18 protein-coding genes are annotated in these 19002 nt (G+C 58.9%); 9 read left to right on the plus strand and 9 right to left on the minus strand.

The features are described from left to right. Window positions 1-83 precede the first annotated feature (83 nt). Complete coding sequence (locus CE491_RS08890; protein ID WP_110947986.1) at window positions 84-1943, minus strand: ABC transporter ATP-binding protein; 1860 nt, start codon at window positions 1941-1943, stop codon at window positions 84-86. A 178-nt stretch (window positions 1944-2121) separates the two neighbouring features. Then, window positions 2122-2679, minus strand: coding sequence for a peptidylprolyl isomerase (locus CE491_RS08895; RefSeq protein ID WP_110947987.1), 558 nt, complete (start codon window positions 2677-2679; stop codon window positions 2122-2124). Between the two features lie 388 nt (window positions 2680-3067). Here CE491_RS08895 and CE491_RS08900 point away from each other — a divergent pair, with 388 nt between their 5' ends. The 5 genes from CE491_RS08900 to CE491_RS08920 all read left to right on the plus strand — a co-directional run bounded on the left by CE491_RS08900 (window position 3068) and on the right by CE491_RS08920 (window position 9322). Next, complete coding sequence (locus CE491_RS08900) at window positions 3068-4201, plus strand: C45 family autoproteolytic acyltransferase/hydolase (protein WP_110947988.1); 1134 nt, start codon at window positions 3068-3070, stop codon at window positions 4199-4201. Between the two features lie 66 nt (window positions 4202-4267). Then, window positions 4268-5209 carry an ABC transporter permease gene (locus CE491_RS08905; protein WP_110947989.1) on the plus strand — a complete coding sequence of 314 codons (942 nt, stop codon included), beginning with the start codon at window positions 4268-4270 and terminating at the stop codon, window positions 5207-5209. Further along, entirely contained in the window at window positions 5206-6078 is an 873-nt protein-coding gene (locus CE491_RS08910; protein WP_110947990.1) for an ABC transporter permease, read from the plus strand. The genes CE491_RS08905 and CE491_RS08910 overlap by 4 nt, the downstream gene beginning before the upstream one ends. Beyond that, on the plus strand, window positions 6078-7706 hold the full coding sequence (locus CE491_RS08915; RefSeq protein WP_110947991.1) for a dipeptide ABC transporter ATP-binding protein: 1629 nt from the start codon (window positions 6078-6080) through the stop codon (window positions 7704-7706). Before CE491_RS08910 ends, CE491_RS08915 begins: the two co-directional genes overlap by 1 nt. A 62-nt stretch (window positions 7707-7768) precedes the next feature. Then, a complete protein-coding gene (locus tag CE491_RS08920; RefSeq protein ID WP_110947992.1) occupies window positions 7769-9322 on the plus strand; it encodes an ABC transporter substrate-binding protein in 1554 nt (517 codons plus the stop codon). A 10-nt stretch (window positions 9323-9332) separates the two neighbouring features. Here the strand turns inward: CE491_RS08920 and CE491_RS08925 are convergent, their stop codons facing one another. Further along, window positions 9333-9953 (minus strand): GntR family transcriptional regulator, encoded by a 621-nt coding sequence (locus tag CE491_RS08925; protein ID WP_234407551.1) that lies wholly within the window; start codon window positions 9951-9953, stop codon window positions 9333-9335. A 117-nt stretch (window positions 9954-10070) separates the two neighbouring features. On the opposite strand from CE491_RS08925, the gene CE491_RS08930 reads away from it, so the two are divergent. Continuing rightward, entirely contained in the window at window positions 10071-10910 is an 840-nt protein-coding gene (locus CE491_RS08930; RefSeq protein WP_110947993.1) for an alpha/beta fold hydrolase, read from the plus strand. A gap of 63 nt (window positions 10911-10973) precedes the next feature. On the opposite strand, the gene CE491_RS08935 is transcribed toward CE491_RS08930, so the two are convergent. Continuing rightward, complete coding sequence (locus tag CE491_RS08935) at window positions 10974-11900, minus strand: LysR family transcriptional regulator (RefSeq protein ID WP_110947994.1); 927 nt, start codon at window positions 11898-11900, stop codon at window positions 10974-10976. A gap of 50 nt (window positions 11901-11950) precedes the next feature. On the opposite strand from CE491_RS08935, the gene CE491_RS08940 reads away from it, so the two are divergent. The 3 genes from CE491_RS08940 to CE491_RS08950 all read left to right on the plus strand — a co-directional run bounded on the left by CE491_RS08940 (window position 11951) and on the right by CE491_RS08950 (window position 13923). After that, window positions 11951-12265, plus strand: a complete 315-nt coding sequence (locus tag CE491_RS08940; RefSeq protein ID WP_110947995.1) for a 3-phosphoglycerate kinase — start codon at window positions 11951-11953, stop codon at window positions 12263-12265. A 514-nt stretch (window positions 12266-12779) separates the two neighbouring features. Continuing rightward, complete coding sequence (locus CE491_RS08945; RefSeq protein WP_110947996.1) at window positions 12780-13013, plus strand: hypothetical protein; 234 nt, start codon at window positions 12780-12782, stop codon at window positions 13011-13013. Between the two features lie 379 nt (window positions 13014-13392). Continuing rightward, window positions 13393-13923, plus strand: a complete 531-nt coding sequence (locus CE491_RS08950; RefSeq protein ID WP_110947997.1) for a retropepsin-like aspartic endopeptidase — start codon at window positions 13393-13395, stop codon at window positions 13921-13923. Window positions 13924-13996: 73 nt separating this feature from the next. Here the strand turns inward: CE491_RS08950 and CE491_RS08955 are convergent, their stop codons facing one another. The 5 genes from CE491_RS08955 to lptF form a co-directional block, all read right to left on the minus strand. Next, a complete protein-coding gene (locus CE491_RS08955) occupies window positions 13997-14755 on the minus strand; it encodes an aspartyl/asparaginyl beta-hydroxylase domain-containing protein (protein WP_110947998.1) in 759 nt (252 codons plus the stop codon). Between the two features lie 32 nt (window positions 14756-14787). After that, a complete protein-coding gene (locus CE491_RS08960) occupies window positions 14788-15594 on the minus strand; it encodes a hypothetical protein (RefSeq protein ID WP_234407552.1) in 807 nt (268 codons plus the stop codon). A gap of 171 nt (window positions 15595-15765) precedes the next feature. After that, window positions 15766-16800 carry a diacylglycerol/lipid kinase family protein gene (locus CE491_RS08965; protein WP_234407553.1) on the minus strand — a complete coding sequence of 345 codons (1035 nt, stop codon included), beginning with the start codon at window positions 16798-16800 and terminating at the stop codon, window positions 15766-15768. A gap of 7 nt (window positions 16801-16807) precedes the next feature. Next, complete coding sequence (gene lptG / locus CE491_RS08970; RefSeq protein ID WP_110948000.1) at window positions 16808-17887, minus strand: LPS export ABC transporter permease LptG; 1080 nt, start codon at window positions 17885-17887, stop codon at window positions 16808-16810. Then, window positions 17884-18960, minus strand: a complete 1077-nt coding sequence (gene lptF, locus CE491_RS08975; protein ID WP_110948001.1) for an LPS export ABC transporter permease LptF — start codon at window positions 18958-18960, stop codon at window positions 17884-17886. The genes lptG and lptF overlap by 4 nt, the downstream gene beginning before the upstream one ends. Window positions 18961-19002: the final 42 nt, after the last annotated feature.

Below are 19002 nucleotides of genomic sequence, written 5' to 3' on the forward strand. Positions count from 1 at the left end.
GTAGGAGCTAGCTTGCTGGCGAATGCGGTGGGTCAGGCGATATTGACGTCTCTGACCTGACGCTTTTGCCAGCAAGCAGGGGCCTATAGCGACTGTGGTGCCAGGGGGAATTCATCGACTCCCACAAACCCACCCGTCTGATGAGCCCACAGCCTTGCATACAGCCCTTTATGGGCCAGCAGCTCGGCATGGGTACCGCTCTCGGCAATGTAGCCGTTTTCCAGCACGACCAGTCGATCCATCCGCGCGATGGTCGAAAGGCGGTGGGCGATGGCGATGACCGTCTTGTCTTGCATCAGCGTTTCCAGACTTTCCTGAATCGCTGCCTCGACTTCAGAGTCCAGCGCTGAGGTCGCCTCGTCCATGATCAGGATCGGGGCGTCCTTGAGCAGCACGCGGGTGATCGCGATCCGCTGGCGTTGACCGCCGGACAGTTTCACGCCGCGCTCACCGACATGCGCATCCAGCCCGGTGCGGCCCTCGGAGTCCGACAGCAGCGGGATGAACTCGTCGGCGCGGGCCTTGCGCATGGCTTCCCACAGCTCGGCATCGGTGGCGTTGGGCTTGCCATAGAGCAGGTTGTCCCGAATGGAGCGGTGCAGCAGCGACGTGTCCTGAGTGATCATGCCGATGTGCGAACGCAGGCTTTCCTGAGCGACGTGAGCGATGTCCTGATCGTCGATGGTGATGCGCCCGCCTTGCACGTCGTACAGACGCAGCAGCAGGTTCACCAACGTCGATTTACCCGCACCCGACGGCCCGATCAGACCAATCTTCTCGCCCGGCTTGATGTCCAGGGTCAGGCCATGAATCACGCCCTTGCCCTTGCCGTACTGGAACTGCAGGTTCTCGAATTTCACCTCGCCTTTGCTTACGGCAAGCTTCGGCGCGGCCTCGCGGTCGGTGACGCCCACCGGCTGGGAAATGCTCTGCAGGCCGTCCTGCACCATGCCGATGTTTTCGAAGATGCCGTTGACCACCCACATGATCCAGCCGGACATGTTGACGATACGAATAGCCAGACCGGTGGCCAGGGCAATCGCTCCCACCGAGATCAACGACTGCGTCCACAGCCAGAGCGCAAGGCCGGTGGTGCAGACGATCAGAAGGCCGTTGAGGGTAGTGATCACCGTGTCCATTTCGGTGATCACGCGACCAGCGAGTTGAGTCTTCTCGGTCTGTTCGCTGATCGCCTCGCGAGCGTATTGCTGCTCGGAATTGGTGTGGGCGAACAGCTTGAGGGTAGTGATGTTGGTGTAGCCGTCGACGATGCGCCCCATCAGCTTCGAGCGCGCATCGGAAGACACCACCGAACGCGCCTTGACCCGTGGCACGAACCAGAAGAGCGCGATGGTGAACACGATGATCCAGCTGATCAGCGGAATCATCAGCCGCCAGTCGGCCTCGGCGAACAGCACCAGGGCGCTGATCGAGTAGATCAACACATGCCACAAGGCATCCACCGACTGCACGGCCGAATCGCGCAGCGCGTTGCCGGTCTGCACGATGCGCTGGGCGATGCGCCCGGCGAAATCGTTCTGGAAGAAGTTCACGCTCTGCTTGAGCACGTAACTGTGGTTCTGCCAGTTGATCATGCTGGTCATGCCGGGACTGATGGTCTGGTGCACCAGCAGATCATGCAGGAGGACGAAAATCGGTCGCAGGACCAGAGCCACGATGATCATCCAGACCAGCTCGAAGGCATGCTCGCTGAAGAAATTCGGGTTTGGCGTACCCTGTGCCATGTCGATGATGCGGCTCAGGTAGCTGAACAACGACACCTCGATCAATGCGCCGATCAGGCCGACCACCAACAGGGCCAGGAAGCTCGGCCAGACCTGCCTGAGGTAATACACGTAGAACGACATGACCTGGTTCGGCGGGGCGGCGGTGGGAGCGTCACGGAAGATATCAATCAGCTTTTCGAAACGACGATAGAGCATTGGCTATGACGCCCACGCTTGAGCGGGCTCTCCTTTGTGCAGGACTTTAGGACGGGCTTTTGGATGCGTCCCCGGATCAGACCACAGGAACAGCCGATTGCTCACGCTTTTCGAGCGATCTGGGTTCCAGAAACGCAAAAAGCCGGGCAGAAACCCGGCTTTGGTGCACCTGTTGAGCTCAGTTCACGCGCTTGACCGATTTGATCAGAATCGGGTCAATCGGCACGTTTTGCATGCCTTGCTTGGTGGTCGTCTGAGAGTTGACGATGATATCGACCACGTCCATGCCCTTGACCACTTTGCCGAACACGGCGTAACCGAAGTCACGAACGCCGTGGTCCAGCATTTCGTTGTCCTTGACGTTGATGAAGAACTGGCTGGTGGCCGAGTTGACGTCGGAAGTGCGTGCCATGGCAATGGTCCCACGCACGTTATGCAGGCCGTTGTCCGCTTCGTTCTTGATCGGATCGTTGGTGGGCTTCTGCATCATCTGCGTCGTGAAACCGCCGCCCTGAACCATGAAGCCCGGGATCACGCGATGGAAGATGGTGTTGGTGTAGAAGTTACTGTCCACGTACTTGAGAAAGTTTGCGGTGCTGATTGGCGCCTTGTCCTGGTTCAGCTCGATTTCGATAGTGCCGTTGGTGGTTTCCAACACAACGTGAGGCGCAGGCGCGGCCATCAGGTTGGAAGCGAACAGCATGGCGGCGGCAGAAAGGGCAATTTTTTTCAGCATGAGGTGGAGGTCCTGAAAAGTGATTTCGACTGCAAAAACAGGCGACAAGGGAAGCACGTTTACGCGGATTTTGACAGGGCGTCGTGCTTGCGGCTGCGGCAGACGATATACATGCGCTCGAGCCGCTGCGGGTCACCGAGCGCCAGCTGCGAGCCCTCATCTTTCGCCGATACCGCGTAATGGGTGCGCCCAACCTTTATCTGCACCTCGCGGGCTGTTACCAATCTGCTCAATTTGAGCGCGAATCAATCGACTATTTGCACCAAATTGACTCAGTGGCCGGTGGATCAAAGATTAAAAACTCAAATTGGCGCCAATATTAGCTGAGATTTCGGCGGTTGGTCCGGTCCTTGCTGTCATCTTCCGAAACAATGGCAAGGGGGGTGGCATGAGCGGTTTATTTCCGTGTTTTGAAATCAGTGGTTCGCCGTTCGAACGAGGCGTGCAATACGGGCGTGCCTGCCCGCAGATCATTGCCCGAAGCATCGAAATCTATGGCAGGCAATTGCTGGACATGGGCTACGACTGGGTGGGCATCAAACGCCTGGTGAATCAGTTCAAGCCACAAATCGAGGCATTCGAGCCGCTTTATCTCGAAGAAATGCGCGGCATCGCCCAAGGCTCGGGTCATGACTTCGAAGCGATCATCCTGATTAACGCACGGACCGAGATCATCCATCTGGGTCGTCGTAATCAACGCGACACTCCCGAGCTTGACGGCTGCACGGGCGCTATTGTCTTGCCCGAAGCCACGCTGGAGAACGAGTTGTTGCACGGCCAGAATTGGGACTGGCGCGCGGAATGCGCCGAGACCGGCATAGTGCTACGCATTCGTCGCGACGACGGCCCCGACCTGCTGACGTTCACCGAGGCGGGCGGCCTGGCACGCGTGGGGCTGAATTCCATTGGCACCGCCATCACCGGCAACAACCTTGAATCCGACCGCGACTATCAATCGCTTGGCGTGCCGTTGCCGTTGATTCGACGCAAGGCGCTGGAGGCCAATCATTTCGCGCTGGCAATGAAGACCGTGGCGGTCACCGCCAAGTCGGGCTCCAACAACATGATGCTCAGCCACGCGGGCGGTTTTGCGATCAACTACGAATGCGCGCCGGATGAAGTGTTCCCGCTGTACGCGGTCGACGACCTGGTGGTGCACGCCAACCATTGGCGCAGCCAGGTGGCCCAGATAAAGCTGAAAAACACCGGCATCGGTGGCGCGCCGGAAAGTTTTTACCGCGACATTCGCGTCGAAAAGTTGCTGAAAAAGCATCACGGCAGCCTGACGCTGGAGCATGTCAAAGCGGCATTCTTCGATGACTTTGGCACACCGTTCGCGGTATGTCGTCCGCCACGTCCCAGTTCCAGCGGCGAGGACAATCTGTCGGCTACCGTGGCGATGATCCTGATGCGCCCCGCATCCGGGTTCATGGAAATTGCGCCGCTGCCGGCGATCAACCGCCAGTTCGCGCAGTACCGACTTGAGATGGAGACCGATTACGCTCGCTACGCCGTGTGGTGAGCACTGACTGATTGCCTGCCGTAATGCCGACACTCATGTCACCGGCTTCACAACCGAGGGAAATACATGCTCCGTTTGATCCTCCAGCGCCTGGCCATGGCGGTGCCGACGCTATTGCTGATCTCCATCGCGGTATTCGCGATGATTCGCCTGATCCCTGGCGATCCTGCACTGTTGATGCTGGGCGATATGGCCGACCCGACTCGCTTGGCGGCCCTGCGCCAATCGCTGGGGCTGGATCAGCCGCTGGCGGTGCAGTATCTGATCTGGCTCAAGGCAGTTCTCAGTGGCGACCTCGGCGTCTCGATCACCAGCGGGCAGGCGGTACTGCCCTTGATCCTGGAGCGCTTCAGCGTGAGCGCGACCATCGTCCTCAGCGCTGTACTGCTGGCGGCGCTGATTGCGGTGCCGCTGGGCATGCTCGCGGCGTGGAAGCAGGATTCGTTTCTTGATCTGGGCCTGGTCACCTCGGCGACGTTGCTGCTGTCGGTGCCGGGCTTCTGGATGGGGTTGCTGCTGCTGTATGTGTTCGGTCTGGAGTTGGGCTGGTTCCCGGTAGTGGGCTACGTGTCGTTCAAGGAAGACTTCGGCAAAGCCCTGGCGTATGTGGTGCTGCCGATCGCGACCCTAGTGTTGCATGAGAGCGGCGTGATCATTCGGATGGCCCGCGCCAGCACTATCGAGGTCCTGCGTCTGGATTACATCGCCCACGCCCGAGCCAAGGGGCTCAGCGAACGCTCGGTACTGTGGGGTCATGCCCTGCGTAACGCCTTTGCACCGACCTGGACGCTGATCGGCCTGATCCTCGGCAATCTGCTCGGAGGCATCGCGGTGATTGAAACGGTGTTCACCATTCCCGGCATCGGCCGGCTGATGGTCGATTCCATCTACGCCCGTGATTACCCCGTGCTTCAGGGCAGTCTGCTGCTCATCACCTTCGTCTACGTGCTGGTCAATCTGCTCGTGGATTTGATGTATCCGCTGTTTGATCCTCGGGTGAAAATATGAAGACGCTCAGGGACGCCGCGCCCGCCTCGATCCCCGCGCCGGCACGTCTACGGCAGCGAAACCTGCCTTCGTTCAACGCGCTGATCGGCGGCACGCTGCTGTTGGTCCTGCTGCTGCTGGCCGTCGGCGGCATTGTCTGGACGCCCTACGATCCGCTGCGCCTGGACCTCGGCCATCGGTTTCTGGCGCCCTCGTGGTCGCACTGGCTGGGCACCGACGAGTTCGGCCGCGACGTGCTCAGCCGCATCATGATCGGCGCCCGCACCAGTTTGTGGATCAGTCTGCTGACGGTGTTGCTGGCGATTACCGTCGGGACACTGTTTGGCTTGCTTGCTGGCTATCTACGTGGTTGGGTCGACCGCTTGCTGATGATGGTCAACGATGCGTTGCTGGCATTTCCCGGGATGTTGCTGGCGCTGGGCTTGCTGGCGATCGTCGGCGCCAGCCAGTACGGCATCGTGCTGGCACTGGGCATCGCCTATGTGCCTACCGTGGTGCGGGTAGTGCGCAGCACTGTCTTGTCGTTGCGCGAACGTGAGTTCATCGAGGCATCGCGGGTGATTGGCAATTCCGAGATGTACACCATGTGGCGGCACATCGCGCCCAACTGCGTGGCGCCGCTGATCGTATTGGCCACCAGCATGTTCGGCTGGGCGATTCTGTCCGAGAGCGCATTGAGTTTCCTCGGGCTTGGCGTACCGCCGCCCGCCGCGACGTGGGGCAACATGCTCGCCTCCAGCCGTCCGCATCTGGTCACGGCGCCGTGGCTGGGATTCTTTCCTGGCCTGATGATTGCCATCGCGCTGGTCGGCATCAATCTATTCGGCGACGCGCTGCGCGATCGTCTCGACCCACGGATGAGCCGCTAATGAATACCGTCAAGCCACTGCTTCGCGTCAGCAATCTGTGTATTCAGGTGGGCGATGAAGGCCCGCTCGCCGTCGATCACTTGAGCTTCGACATGGCCCCCGGTGAGATCGTCGCGCTGGTGGGTGAATCCGGCAGCGGCAAGACCATGGCAGCCCGCGCCGTTATCGGCCTGCTGCCACCGCCGATGCGTGTCTCGTCCGGTAGCCTGATGTTCGGCGACGATGATCTGTGTGCCCTCGATTACCACGGCCTGCGCCGGGTACGAGGGGCCCGGATCGGCATGGTGTTCCAGGAGCCGATGGTGTCACTGAACCCCACCCTGACCATCGGCAGGCAAATGGCCGAGGGCATGCGCTTGCACACCGACCTGGACGACAAGACCATTCGTGCACGCTCGCTGGAGATGCTGCGGCGGATCGGCATCGACGACCCTGAGCGCTGTTTGAAAGCCTTCCCCCACGAGTTTTCCGGTGGCATGCGCCAACGCATCATGCTCGCCTCGGTGATGCTGCTGCGACCGGCATTGTTGATCGCCGATGAACCGACCACGGCCCTGGACACGCTGGCACAGGCAGACGTCATCGCGCTGATGCTGGAACTGACCAAGGAGGTGGGCACCGCCGTATTGTTCATCAGCCACGACCTTTCGCTGGTGGTTCGACACGCCCACAAGGTGGTGGTCATGCGTCAAGGCAAGGCAGTCGAAGCCGGGCCGACACAGCAGATCCTGCTCGGCCCCAAGGCAGACTACACCCGGCAGTTGCTCGACGCGCTGCCAACTCGTGGGCAGTTGACCGCGCCGCCATCGGCCTCGCCGCTGGTGGAGATGCGCAACGTCATCATCGACCACCCCGGCCGCCATGGTTTCCTGACCCGTGGCACCGCCAAGCGCGCCGTGGACGGGATCAATCTGCAGATCGGCGCAGGAGAAACTGTCGCGCTAGTGGGCGGCAGCGGTTCGGGCAAGACCACCCTGGGCCGGTCCGTTGTCGGCTTGATCAGGCCGGTGTCGGGTGAAATTCTCTTCGACGGCGTGGACATCCTCGAAGGCGTCAACCGCGAGCATCGCCTGCAATGCCAGATGATTTTCCAGGACCCGGTGTCGTCACTCGATCCTCGCGCCAGAATCGCCGACATCCTCGTTGAGCCATTGCGCCATGTATCGGGCCTCACAGCAGCAGATCGCGCCGAGCGGGTGAGGGTGACTCTTGAAGATGTCGGCCTGGGCGAGCAGTTCGCCAATCGCTTTGCCCACCAGTTGTCCGGTGGTCAGCGACAGCGCGTGGCGATCGGTCGGGCGTTGATTCGCAAACCTCGTTTGGTGATCGCCGACGAGCCCATTTCCGCGCTCGACATGACGATCCAGAAACAGATTCTCGAATTATTCGAACGGCTGCAAAAGCAGTACGGCTTTGCCTGCCTGTTCATCTCCCATGACCTGGCCGCGGTGGAGCGCATTGCCCATCGGGTGGCGGTGATGCAGCAAGGCCGGCTGGTGGAGGTCGGCACGACCGAGGATGTTTTCGACCGTCCGCAGCATGCATTCACCCGGCGGCTGCTCGCTGCCGCCAATCCGCTGCAGCGGCTGGCCGACGGCAGTTATCGACTGCGCGGCAATGGCATGTGAAGTGTTGGACTGCCGTTTCAATCGGAAGGCCCGAACGTTTTGTCTTGAACAAGGAATCGCTGATGAAAAGCTCTTTGAAAAACGCGCTGGCGCTCGGGCTCATCGCCTTGGTAGGCGCTGGTGCCGCGCAGGCGCAAACGCTACGCCTGGCATTGAACTCGGACATTCGTAGCCTCGACCCAGGCGTCAACCGCGACGACCGCACCGACGAGGTGCTGCTACACATGGTCGAGGGGCTGATGGCCTATGGCGAAAAGGGCGAGGTCAAGCCATTGCTGGCGCAAAAGGTCGATGTCTCCGCTGATGGCCTGACCTACACCTTCACCTTGCGTCAAGGCGTTACCTTCCACAACGGCGAGCCGTTGACTTCGGCCGATGTGCTGTGGAGCTGGAACCGTGACATGGACCCGAAAACCCAGTGGCGTTGTCTGCCGGAGTTCGATGGCAGCGGCCTGAGCAAAGTGACCTCGGTCACCGCGCCTGATCCGCAAACCGTGGTGATGCAACTGGACAAACCCAGCGGGATGTTTCTCGCCACGCTGGCGCGTACCGACTGCGGCGGCACGGCGGTGCTGCAAAAGGCCTCGGTCAATGCGCAGGGGGAGTTCGTCCAACCCATCGGCACCGGCCCCTACCAGATGGGCGAGTGGAAACGCGGGCAATACATCAGCCTGAACCGGTTCGACAAGTACCAGTCGCTGCCCGGCGCGCGTGACGGTTATGTGGGTGGCAAGCAGGCGCTGGTCGACGAAGTGCGTTTCGTGATCATTCCCGATCAGGCGACCGTCAAGGCAGCGTTGTTCTCTGGCGATCTGGACATGGCCGAGGTCACTGAAACCGATCTGCCGGAGGTCAAGGCTCACGCCAACCTGAAAGTCTCCACGGCGCCGAGCGCGACCATGAACGTGCTGATGTTCCAGACTCGCGACCCCTTGCTCAAAGACCCGCGCATTCGTCAGGCGATCGCCGCAGCCATTGATATCGATCAGTTAGTGGCGACCACCAGCAACGGCTTCGGCGTTGCCAACAACTCGATCATCAGCGTGGCCTCCAATTACTACAGCGCCGCGGAAAAAGCCGGTTTCAAATACGACCCGGCCAAGGCCACCGAGCTGTTGAGGCAGGCAGGTTACAACGGCCAGCCTCTGACCATCGTCGCCAATCGCCGTTCGATGGTGCCCAGTTACGACCTGGCCATCATCGCCCAAGCGATGCTGCAGGCAGTGGGCATGAATGTGAATGTCGAAGTGATGGAATGGGGCACTCAGCTTGAGCGTTATCAGAGCGGTCGCTATCAGGCCATGTCGTTTACCTATTCAGCGCGCTTCGATCCGGCCCTCAGTTTCGAACAGGTGACCGGCAATAAAGACAAAGAACCGCGCAAGGCCTGGGATGACCCACAAGCCACGGAATTGCTGGGGCAGGCATTGAGAGAGGGCGATGTGGCCAAGCGGCAGGCGATCTTCGACCAGTTGCACAAACGCTTCATCGATCAAGTACCGATGATCGTCATGTACAACGGCCTGGACATCATGGCGTTGAATCAGAAAGTCGAAGGTTACAACTCATGGATCGGTCAGAAGCCGCGCCTGTGGGGCGTCAGCATCAAGCCCTGAGTGCGTCGTTTCAGTCGACCAGCGGCACCTGGCGGATGTGCGCGGCGATCAGCAGTTTGAGGCGCTCCATGTCTTGGTCGCGTAGGGCATCGAGCATCTGGAAATGCTCGCGGCTCGACTGCTGGGCGCGCAAATGCGTGCGCCAGGTCCCGCCAGGCGAAGTGGGGGGACGGCTGCGCATTTCTTCGATGAACTCGATCAGCAGGCGGTTGGTGCATAGGTTATAGAGGGCGCGATGAAAATCCAGGTTGGCGTTGTAACACTCCAGCAGCGTGCCTTCTTGAAGCAGCGTGTGAAAGCGTTGTGCGGCGCTGTCAATGAGCAGCAGTTGCTCTTCGCTGACCACCATCTGGTTGACCGCTGCGCATTCGAGGGCGACACGGATTTCCCGCGCGTCCGACACCTGCGCCAGGTCCGGGGTATGAACGTAATACCCCCGGTTTGGAATGTGTTCGACCATTCGTTTGAGTACCAGCTGATCCAGCGCACGACGCACCTCGAGTCGCGTACACCCGTAGCGGGCCTCCAGGTCGATCTGCTTGAGCCAGCTGCCGGCCGGAAGAAGGCCGGCGTTGATGTCCTTGGACATCAAGAGCACCAACTGGCTGCGATCAGTAACGTTTTTCTTCAAGAGAAATCCACAAAGCCCGAACAGGGCGTAATGACAGACAGCGAGAAACGTCGGCGAACCCCGCTTCTCGCTTACAACGGTTGCCAATAATGGCACAAATATCAACGAGGTTTAACGATGTTGGCCAACCCTGAAGACTCTCCGCAAGCACGTCATCGCAAGATGTACTACCGCGGCAGCACCACCATTTTTTCCTGCCGCAAGGACCCGCGTTTTGCGTACTGCCTGTACGTGCCGCAAAGTTTTGACGAGTCGCCGGACGATCACCAGTTGTTGGTCGCGGTGCACGGCACCGGGCGGACGATGGTCGAATACCGCGATGCGTTTGCCGAGTTCGGACGCTTTAACCGTTACATCATCCTTGCCCCGTTGTTTCCGGTCGGCCCGTTGGGTGACGGCAACCCGCACGGTTTCAAATATCTGAAAGAGGGTGATATTCGGTATGACGAGGTTCTGCTGGCGATGGTCGATGAAGTCGCCCAGACGCTTGGCACCGCGTTCGACAGGTTCTCGCTGTTTGGCTATTCAGGCGGCGGCCACTTTGCCAACCGCTTCTATTATCTGCACCCCGAGCGTTTGCGCTCTGTGTCCATTGGCGCACCGGGCTCCGTGACATTGATCGACGAGAGCCGTGAGTGGTGGGTCGGCACTGGCGGGATTGAAGCCATCTTCGGCAAACGTCTGGACCTGGAGGCGTTGCGCCAGGTGGACGTGCAATTGCTGGTGGGGGCAGCGGATCTGGAAACGTGGGAAATCCACTATTCGCCGGATTCGGTGCAGTACAAAGAAGGTATCAACGACTCAGGCCGCACGCGTGTTGAACGCAATACGACACTTGCGCTCAATCTGCAACGCCACGACATTCGCGTGCAGCAGGACATAGTGCCCAACACCGCTCACGCCGGTATGTCGGTGGTGCCCTACGTCCAGGACTTCCTGTTGCAATTGCCTCGCTGAAGCTGCTGCTGGAGCGCTCGCGGTGCGGTCGGCCGCGATGCTGCAGCAGCACTGATTGCAGGGTCAGCCCCCTTGCTTCGGCGCTACGAACGGCGCATCCAGTGGCGCAGTGTCGAAGGTCTGGACCAACTCGATGAGAATCTGCGTCGCAGGTCCCAGCGGTTTGTCCTTGCTCGCGTAAAGATAGAACGTCGGATTGCGGCTGCCACCCTTGTCCAGCGGTAATATCTTGAGCACCCCCTCTTTCATCTCGCGCTCGATCATGTGCCGTGGCAACCAGGCGAAGCCCAGGCCGCTGCTGACGAATTTGGCTGCGGTCGCCAAACTGCCCACGGTCCAGCGCTGTTCCGCGCCCAGCCAGCCGACATCACGGGGCTGGTTGCGACCGGAGTCGCGGATCACCACCTGCAGCTGGCTTTCCAGATCCTGGAAGGTCAACTCGCGGTGCATCTGATGCAGCGCGTGTTCGGGATGGGCAACGGCGACGAACTCCACGTTGCTCATCTCGGTGCCCAGATAGCCCGGAATGTTGAAGCCGCTGATGGCCAGGTCTGCCACGCCCTCCAGCAGGACCTCCTCGACGCCGGACAACACTTCTTCGCGCAAGCGCACACGACAGCCGCGGCTCTGCGGCATGAACGCCGTGAGCGCGCGGACCAGCCGGGCATTCGGATACGCGGCATCGACCACCAGACGCACCTCGGCCTCCCAGCCTTGTTCCATGTGATGGGCAAGGTCCTCCAGCTGGCTGGCATTCTTCACCAATTGCCGCGAACGGCGTAACAGTACCTCGCCCGCTTCGGTCAGCACGGCTTTGCGGCCATCGATGCGCAGCAGCGGCACGCCAAGCTGGTCCTGCATCCGGGCCACGGTATAGCTCACCGAAGACTGCGAGCGGTGCAGCGCTTCGGCGGCCTGGGCAAAACCACCATGATCGACCACGGCCTGCAGAGTGCGCCATTGATCAAGGGTCACGCGGGGCGCTTTCATCTGTCGCTCCTATTGTCCTAAGCTGGCACCCCCTGAGTGGAGACTGCCGCATGAAAAGATTCTGTTGTGTGCTGCTGACGATGTTGCCCCTGAGCGCCTTTGCCTACCCCATCGATGTGGAAAAACACATCAACGGCGTGCAAATCGACTACAACAGCCACGACACCGCTTACGACATCGGCAATATCACCGTGAACAACTACGGCGACGTGCCAGCCAAGTGCACCGCAGTGTTCAGCAACGGCCCTGAAGCGCCGCGCACACGCCGGGTGCAGATTGCGCCGAAAACCAGCAGCAACATAGCCGTCAAATTCAGCCGGGAAATCGTCAAATTGCGGATCAAGCTGAGCTGCGATCCGCAATGATCCGTAGCCTTCCGGCGCGAGAGCCTAGTGCGCTTCCTTCGAAGAAACAATTTATTAGATGTTTAGTAGCAGTTTTATGCGCTTTTTCATCGAGACAGCCACCTGCAGCCTCCAGCCCCCGAATTCAGCCGCACAGGCTCGCTGGCTGCATGGGGGGGCTTAATCACCAGTTAATGCCTGCAAGCGATCATCCTCTCGTTCATCGAAACTCCTTTGGCACTTGAAATGCTCCTGAGTGCGTCGCCCGATAGACCCGCCTGATAGCGCCGGGTCATCGGGTTTTTTATTGCCCCGGGGTCGGCTGAGCCAAGCGGATGTGAAAGCGTGAAAACCACCGCCGATTCCCCGAAATAGTTGAACCGGACGCTTGCGCCTCCGACATCATTGCAATTGATGTTTGATATCTCCACGCGTGGTTTTTCATGAACGAGCCAACCGAATAGATTGGCCCAACGAAACGACTTACCCACCCACTCAAACTCAACTTGCCAAACACTTACAGGAGATTCAGACCATGAAAAAATCCATCGCATTCGGCTTTGCACTTTCCATGCTGGCAGCAGGTTTTGCTGTTGCCAGCCCTGAAAAAGTTCATCAGCGCGCGCTCCTAGATGCCGCCAGCGCAATCGTCCGGGATAGCAAAGTGGCCAGCAAAGAAGCAGTGAAGCCCTTTGACGGAAAGGCCTCCGGCGCGGTAATCGTCGCCGACAACCGCAAAGAGTTCGGTTCGAGCTATCAGCGTTACTGAATAAAGGGCGAAGTTCAGCCTGATTTGAAAGGGTACGTTTGATTCGCAGACCGCGGGCCTGCTGCATGCCGGACCAGCTCTTGACGATTCGGACATCAAACGCCACCACAAACCACTGTTGCCAGCAAGGTTTGAACAGCGTTACGCAGCAAGCTTGCAGTGTGACTGGAAAAATCGGGGCGATTCAGCGTAGCCCTCGAAGGGGCGCAAAAGTTCCTCCAGAAACGGGCTCTGATTTGCAAGTCTGTATAAGGTTTTTATGATCCCGAAACCGCAAGAAATTGGTGGAGGTGAGGTAGCTTTTTAATTTGAAATTTCTCGGAAACCGTGGCCTTATGGCATAGGTGAGTTTACCTGTACACGCTCCGGGACATAGCTTATGAAACGATTCGGCAAAGTAATAGTTGGTGTTGCTTTTTCGCTGTTATTGCCCCCTCTCTGTTATTCCGCATCGCTCAATCAAATACTCGGATGGGAAGAAGAGGGCTCGCTTTTACCCGATCATACTTCGGTAAAAGTGGCACTTGATACGGGCTCCGAAAATTCCAGTCTGGCGGCGGCGAATATAGTGCCTTTCGACAAGGGGGAGGAAAAGTGGGTGCGGTTCGCTTTGCAAATACCCAAGGGTCTTACTGGCTCTTTGGTCGACGTTCCTTTTGAACAAAAGATTGTGCGCACCGAAAAAGCCAAGGGAGCGATTGGCAGTAGTCACCGCCAAGTGGTCAAGATGAGCTTGTGTCTGGGTAACCAGATCTACCAGGAGGAGTTCAGCCTCAAACCCCCAGGCAAAAAAGGTTACAACGTAACCTTGGGCAGAAGCTCATTGCAGCACATCGCCGCCGTGGATGCTTCGCGTACCAATACGGTCAAGCCGGACTGCAGCAGTCCAGCCGCGAAGCCGGCGAGCTGACGTTTCGTTGTCTTCTCCCTTTGCTTGTACCGGCAGAGGGTTGCGAATACTCGGCGAGCCGCGTTCCTCATGGTCAATGAAGGCCTTTCTCCCAGGCTTTGTGGTTCTTCCGGGCATCTTGAATGAAGGGCGACCACTGGATCAGTTTGAGCACGCATTTATTGAGTGCATTGCCCACCCGGTCGAGGGGGCGGTGGACGTCCAGGAACAGCACAACACGCACGCCGTCGGTGTCGTTCCAGACCTGATGGCGATAGGTGTCATCAAACACCATCAGGTTACCCGGCTCCCAATGACGGATCTCGTCCCCCACCTGAATACGGCAATTGGCTTTCGGTTCCGGGATGATCAAACCCAGATGGGCACGCAGCAAACCGTTGTATGGGCCGCGATGCGGCGGTATGTGCTTGCCGGGACTCAAGATGGAAAAGAACGCCGTAAACATGCCGGGGATAGACTCGACAATTTGTGCGGTCTGCGGGCATTTGGCGCAGTTGCCATCCATCCTGTAACCATATCCGTGCAGGAAAAAGGTCTTCCACCGGTCATCTTGCGTCAGGTTGACCTGGTCTTTGGAAATGTCCTGAAAGTTAGGAATGCCGTCATGGTTTTTCAGTACGGCATTCAACTCGTCGACAATCACAGGCCACTTGGACTCCAGCATCTGCGCCCATTCGAACAGTGTCGGATCGAAAAACGGAGTGTTGCCAACCGTGGAGTGCCGGCGAATGAACCGCTCAAGCTTTTTGATGATCCACAAGCCGACTGCAACGCTGGGACGATGTTTACGTTTGCCTTTTTTTTGTGGGGCTTTTGACGGCTCTGTTTGCATGTCTGATCCTGACGGCAAGGTGTTTGAAATACTTAGCGAAGCTGACGGTTTTTCAATAACCGCCATAACAGCGGCCAACAGAAGATGAGTGGATAACGACGCAGGCGCGCACTGACGACCACAGGTTCGCCAAGGTGGCGTTCGAGCTTCCAGATGACGTAATCCAGGCCGTTCTCGAAGGTGTAAAACGACTTGATCAGTCGCAACACGTTGAGTACTCGACCGGCAATCCTTCTGCGTTGCCACCGAACGGCATGCGATCTTGCCCGCGCATCTGCGGGCGATTGGGCGTATCGGTCATCCTGCCCCTCGACAGGAGATAGCCTTGGCACAGACTGCACTGCGGCGCGGGTGATACTCGCGTAGTAGCTGACATCGTGCCGGACGATCTCCGCCGGCCGACTGGCGCGCTCCGGGCGCAGCTCGGTGCGATAAGTCAGCGTCAGTGCGCGCTCCCACACGGCGGCGCTTTCGAGTACGTCCTGGTGGTCGGTCAAGGCTTCGGACATCATTTTCACGACGGCGTTGGCCAGGGCCATATGCACGCGGGCGCTGATGGTTTCATCGCGAGAAAAGACGAGCCGGGAAGGTTGCGAGAACCGTCCCCACAGATAACCGTGGAACCACGATGAAGTGCCCCTTTCGAAGTCCGATAGCGTAATCAGCGCGCATTTGGCCCGAACAGGCAAACCGTCCGGGGCGAACACGTTGATCGAGAAAACGGTAGGGGGCAGCCAGGCGTCCATCAGCTCCTTGAACTTGCTTGTCCGAACGTTGGCGTAGCTGTCCACCAACACATAAAGGTCGACCAGACCTTCTGAAAAATTACTGCTGCGCAAACACGACCCATATAAAAGAATGGCGCTGACGGCTTCACCAAATCGCGAGAGCAACTCATCGGTCAATGCCTTCAATGGATCAGCAACGGGGCGCGCGCATTCCTTTGACACAAGGTCAATCAGCACGCTGGATGTTGAAGTGGGGCAGGCCTGGTTCACATGCGGCCTCTCTTAAAAAATCACAAAACGAATGGAGGCGGTCGCCGATAACTCAAGCGGCCCTTGCGTGGAGAAAATCTCGCCGTCCAGCAGGTACTCGGTCAACCCTTCGATGGTGGTTTTGTTCAGGTTATGGCTGACGTAAGCCTGATCCTGGGTGATGGCCGGAGCGGTTTTGCCGCGCAACACATAAAACAGGGATCGCACCAGCTTGGGCGCCCGGTCGCTGATCGCAGTGAAATGGATCGGCGCTTTTTCGGTGCCCCAGTAGGGCGTGCTTCTGAGTAGCAGCGTGTCCAGGGTGGTCGCGAGAATGACCATCCATCTGGCGTTCAGCGTGTGCTGGGGAAGGTTCAGTCTGGCGGTAGTCGCAGACGCGAAAGGCAGACTTCGTTTCCAGAACAGCGACACCAGCATCCTGCCGAATGCAAGCGAGGGCCCCAGAGCGCCACGCACGCCTGTGCCACGGACGTGGCTGTGAAAGTACCGGACACCTTCGACCACTGCGCCGGCTCCGAAAAACAGACCGCATTGAGACTGCAGCGAGCCTGGGTCCGATACCTGAAGCGCGCTGCGCAATCTCGATGCGGGGGCCGACCGCGCACCGCGACGCCAGTCATGCAGCGCCTGGAGCACCTTCAGTGGACGTTGCCGCACGCCCAGATCACGCGCGCTCATGTTGGTGGTGCCTGCCGGGACAATGAGGACATTTGGCCAGGTGGTCGGCTGCAACTGGATCAGCGCCGTCAAGGCCGCCTGCAGACTGCCATCGCCTCCGACCACGACCAGCAGATCCTTCGGTTCGAGTGCGAAGGACACGATCGCTGCGCTGATTTGCGCCGGTGTTGAGGCTTCAACAATGCAGGCATCGGAAAGCTGGGCGACGAGGTGTCTGAATTTCGTCAGATGGCGACGCACGTATCCGCCCTTGGGATTGAGCACTACGCCAATTCTCTGCGCGGAAGCGGCTTGATCATCAATCATCGTTACGACGGCCTGCAAAGAATTCGGAGCAATGGCTTGGGGGTTGGAAAGAGCAATGGCCATGTCAGTGTCACGCCGCTCGATCGAATCGGTAGACCAGCCACAAGGCGACAGCCAGGAGCACAAGCGAGGGAGCCAGCGTCGTGAGCATCACGTTGCCGTTGAGCAACAGGCCAAGATTGGCCACGATCTGATTGGTTACATAGATCAGAAGTCCCACGACAGCGCCGATGGCCAGGCGGCCGCCCAGCCCCGGGGAGCGTTGCTGGACGAACGTGAAGGGCACCGCGAAGAGAATCATGGCCAGGGTCAGGATGGGCCTCCCCAGTTTCTGCCACATGGCCATTTCGTACTCGCCAGTGGGCTGGTCGGATCCATTGAGAAAGAGGATGTAGTGATGCAGTTGCTGGACAGAAAAACTGTCGGTGGGCAGCGACAGATCTCTCAGGCGACGGTCAGAGAACACCGCGTCCCACACCATCTGATCCTGTTCGCGCACCGTCTCCTCGTCCTGGCCCCACTCCTTGATCCGCGGGTGGTTGAGCAACCACGAGCCGTCGGGCCGCACTTCTGCGCTGTCCGCAAAAATATAGGAGGACAGGCGCAGGTCAGAGGTGAGCCGGAAGATTTCCACGTTGAGCGGGGTGTTGTGGCGTCCCATCGCGCCTATTCGTGCAACTTCATTGCCGCGACGCGCCCAGATGCTTCCGGTCGGTTTGGCGGCTTCGCCAGAAATGGCCAGCGCTGCGTTGCGGATCTGCACGCTGCGTTGCTGAAGCGGTGACGCAACCCACTCGTCGATGGCGCCCAGCGCGACCACTACGATCAGGCCCGCCGCCATGGTCGTGATGGCAATGCGCAAAATGGAGACCCCCGCCGCACGCATTGCCGTCAGCTCTTGAGTCAACGCCAGTTGCCCGAGCCCGGTGATACCTCCTAGCAGGGCGATGAAAGGCCCCAGATCCACAGCGCGGCGGGGCAGCGTCATCACGACGACTTCGACAGCCTGAGTCCATCGATAGCCTCCGGAGGTCACGTCATCGAGCTCCGCGATGAGATCGAATGTGGTGAACAGCGGCAGCAGCAACAACGCAGCTGCAGCGAATCCGACCAGCACATTGCGTATCAGGTAGAAACTGATCCTTCTCATTTGAGACGCCGACGCAAAAGTGACAGGTCTCTGATCAGAAACGCCAGTAATGCAACGCTCATGACCAGCGGAATCAGCCACACGCCTGGAGTAAGAGGAATAACGGCGTTGCCGACCAGTGTTCTGCAAATGTTGCCGGCATAGAAGATCACCGCAAAAACCAGCGCGACGGGGAGGAGCGTCGAAAAGCGCCCTTTGCGCGGCGCGGTTCTGCTAAGCGGTACCGCAAGCAGGGCGAGGAGCATTGCGCTGATACCACGCGTTTCACGCCACTGGAGTTCAGCCTTATCCTGAGGTTGCGCCGAAATACTCAGCATCGCTGTGGAGGTGGATTTTCGCTTGTTGTCAGGCTCCAGCTCCAAGGGCTTCAGTTGCAGCAGCAGCTTGTTGTTGAAGGTGTTCACGACGTCCCTGGAGTCCTGATGATCCAAGGTGTATGAGCTGCCTTGTGTAAGTTCAACCACCGGTGCGGCAGGATTGGCATCGATGACTTTCGCGGAATGAGCTCGAAAAATTCGGGATTTGCCCTCGGCCGGGTCGTAGATCAGGGTTTCACTGAGATCACCTGATTGCTTGTTGATGGATTCGGCGAGGATCATCCGACCGTTGTCCGGGTTCAGGTTGAATCGTTGGGGAAGAAGGTGACTGACGTCCAGATCGGTTTTGGACTGCTGTTCCAGTTGGTAGCTCTGCGTGTACGCCCAGGGGCGTCCGTAGACGGACAGTACCGTCACGGCGATGGCGACAGGCAGCGAGATCAGGGCAATTGCCTTATAAAGACGTGCAGGGCTGCTCCCCGAGGCGAAAATGGCGGTAATTTCCGAGTCGTGATAAAGCCTGCCCAATGCCATCGCCACGGATGTGTAGAGAGCGACGGGAACCAACATTTCGAGACCAATGATGACCTTGTACATCACCATGTCCGCCACGGACTGCAACGCGAGCGTGCCATTTGTGGCCTGTGTCAAATAACGTTCTGCGGAGTAGCTTGCGAAAATGAAGGTCAGGATGCTGACCATGATGGTCACAGGGCGACGAATCTCGGCAATGATGTAACGTTCGATCAGACCCATTGCGTTGTTCCCGCAGGCTGGCGACTGCTCGTTGTTCTGGAT

The sequence above is a fragment of the Pseudomonas bohemica genome, assembly GCF_002934685.1.
GTDB lineage: Bacteria > Pseudomonadota > Gammaproteobacteria > Pseudomonadales > Pseudomonadaceae > Aquipseudomonas > Aquipseudomonas bohemica.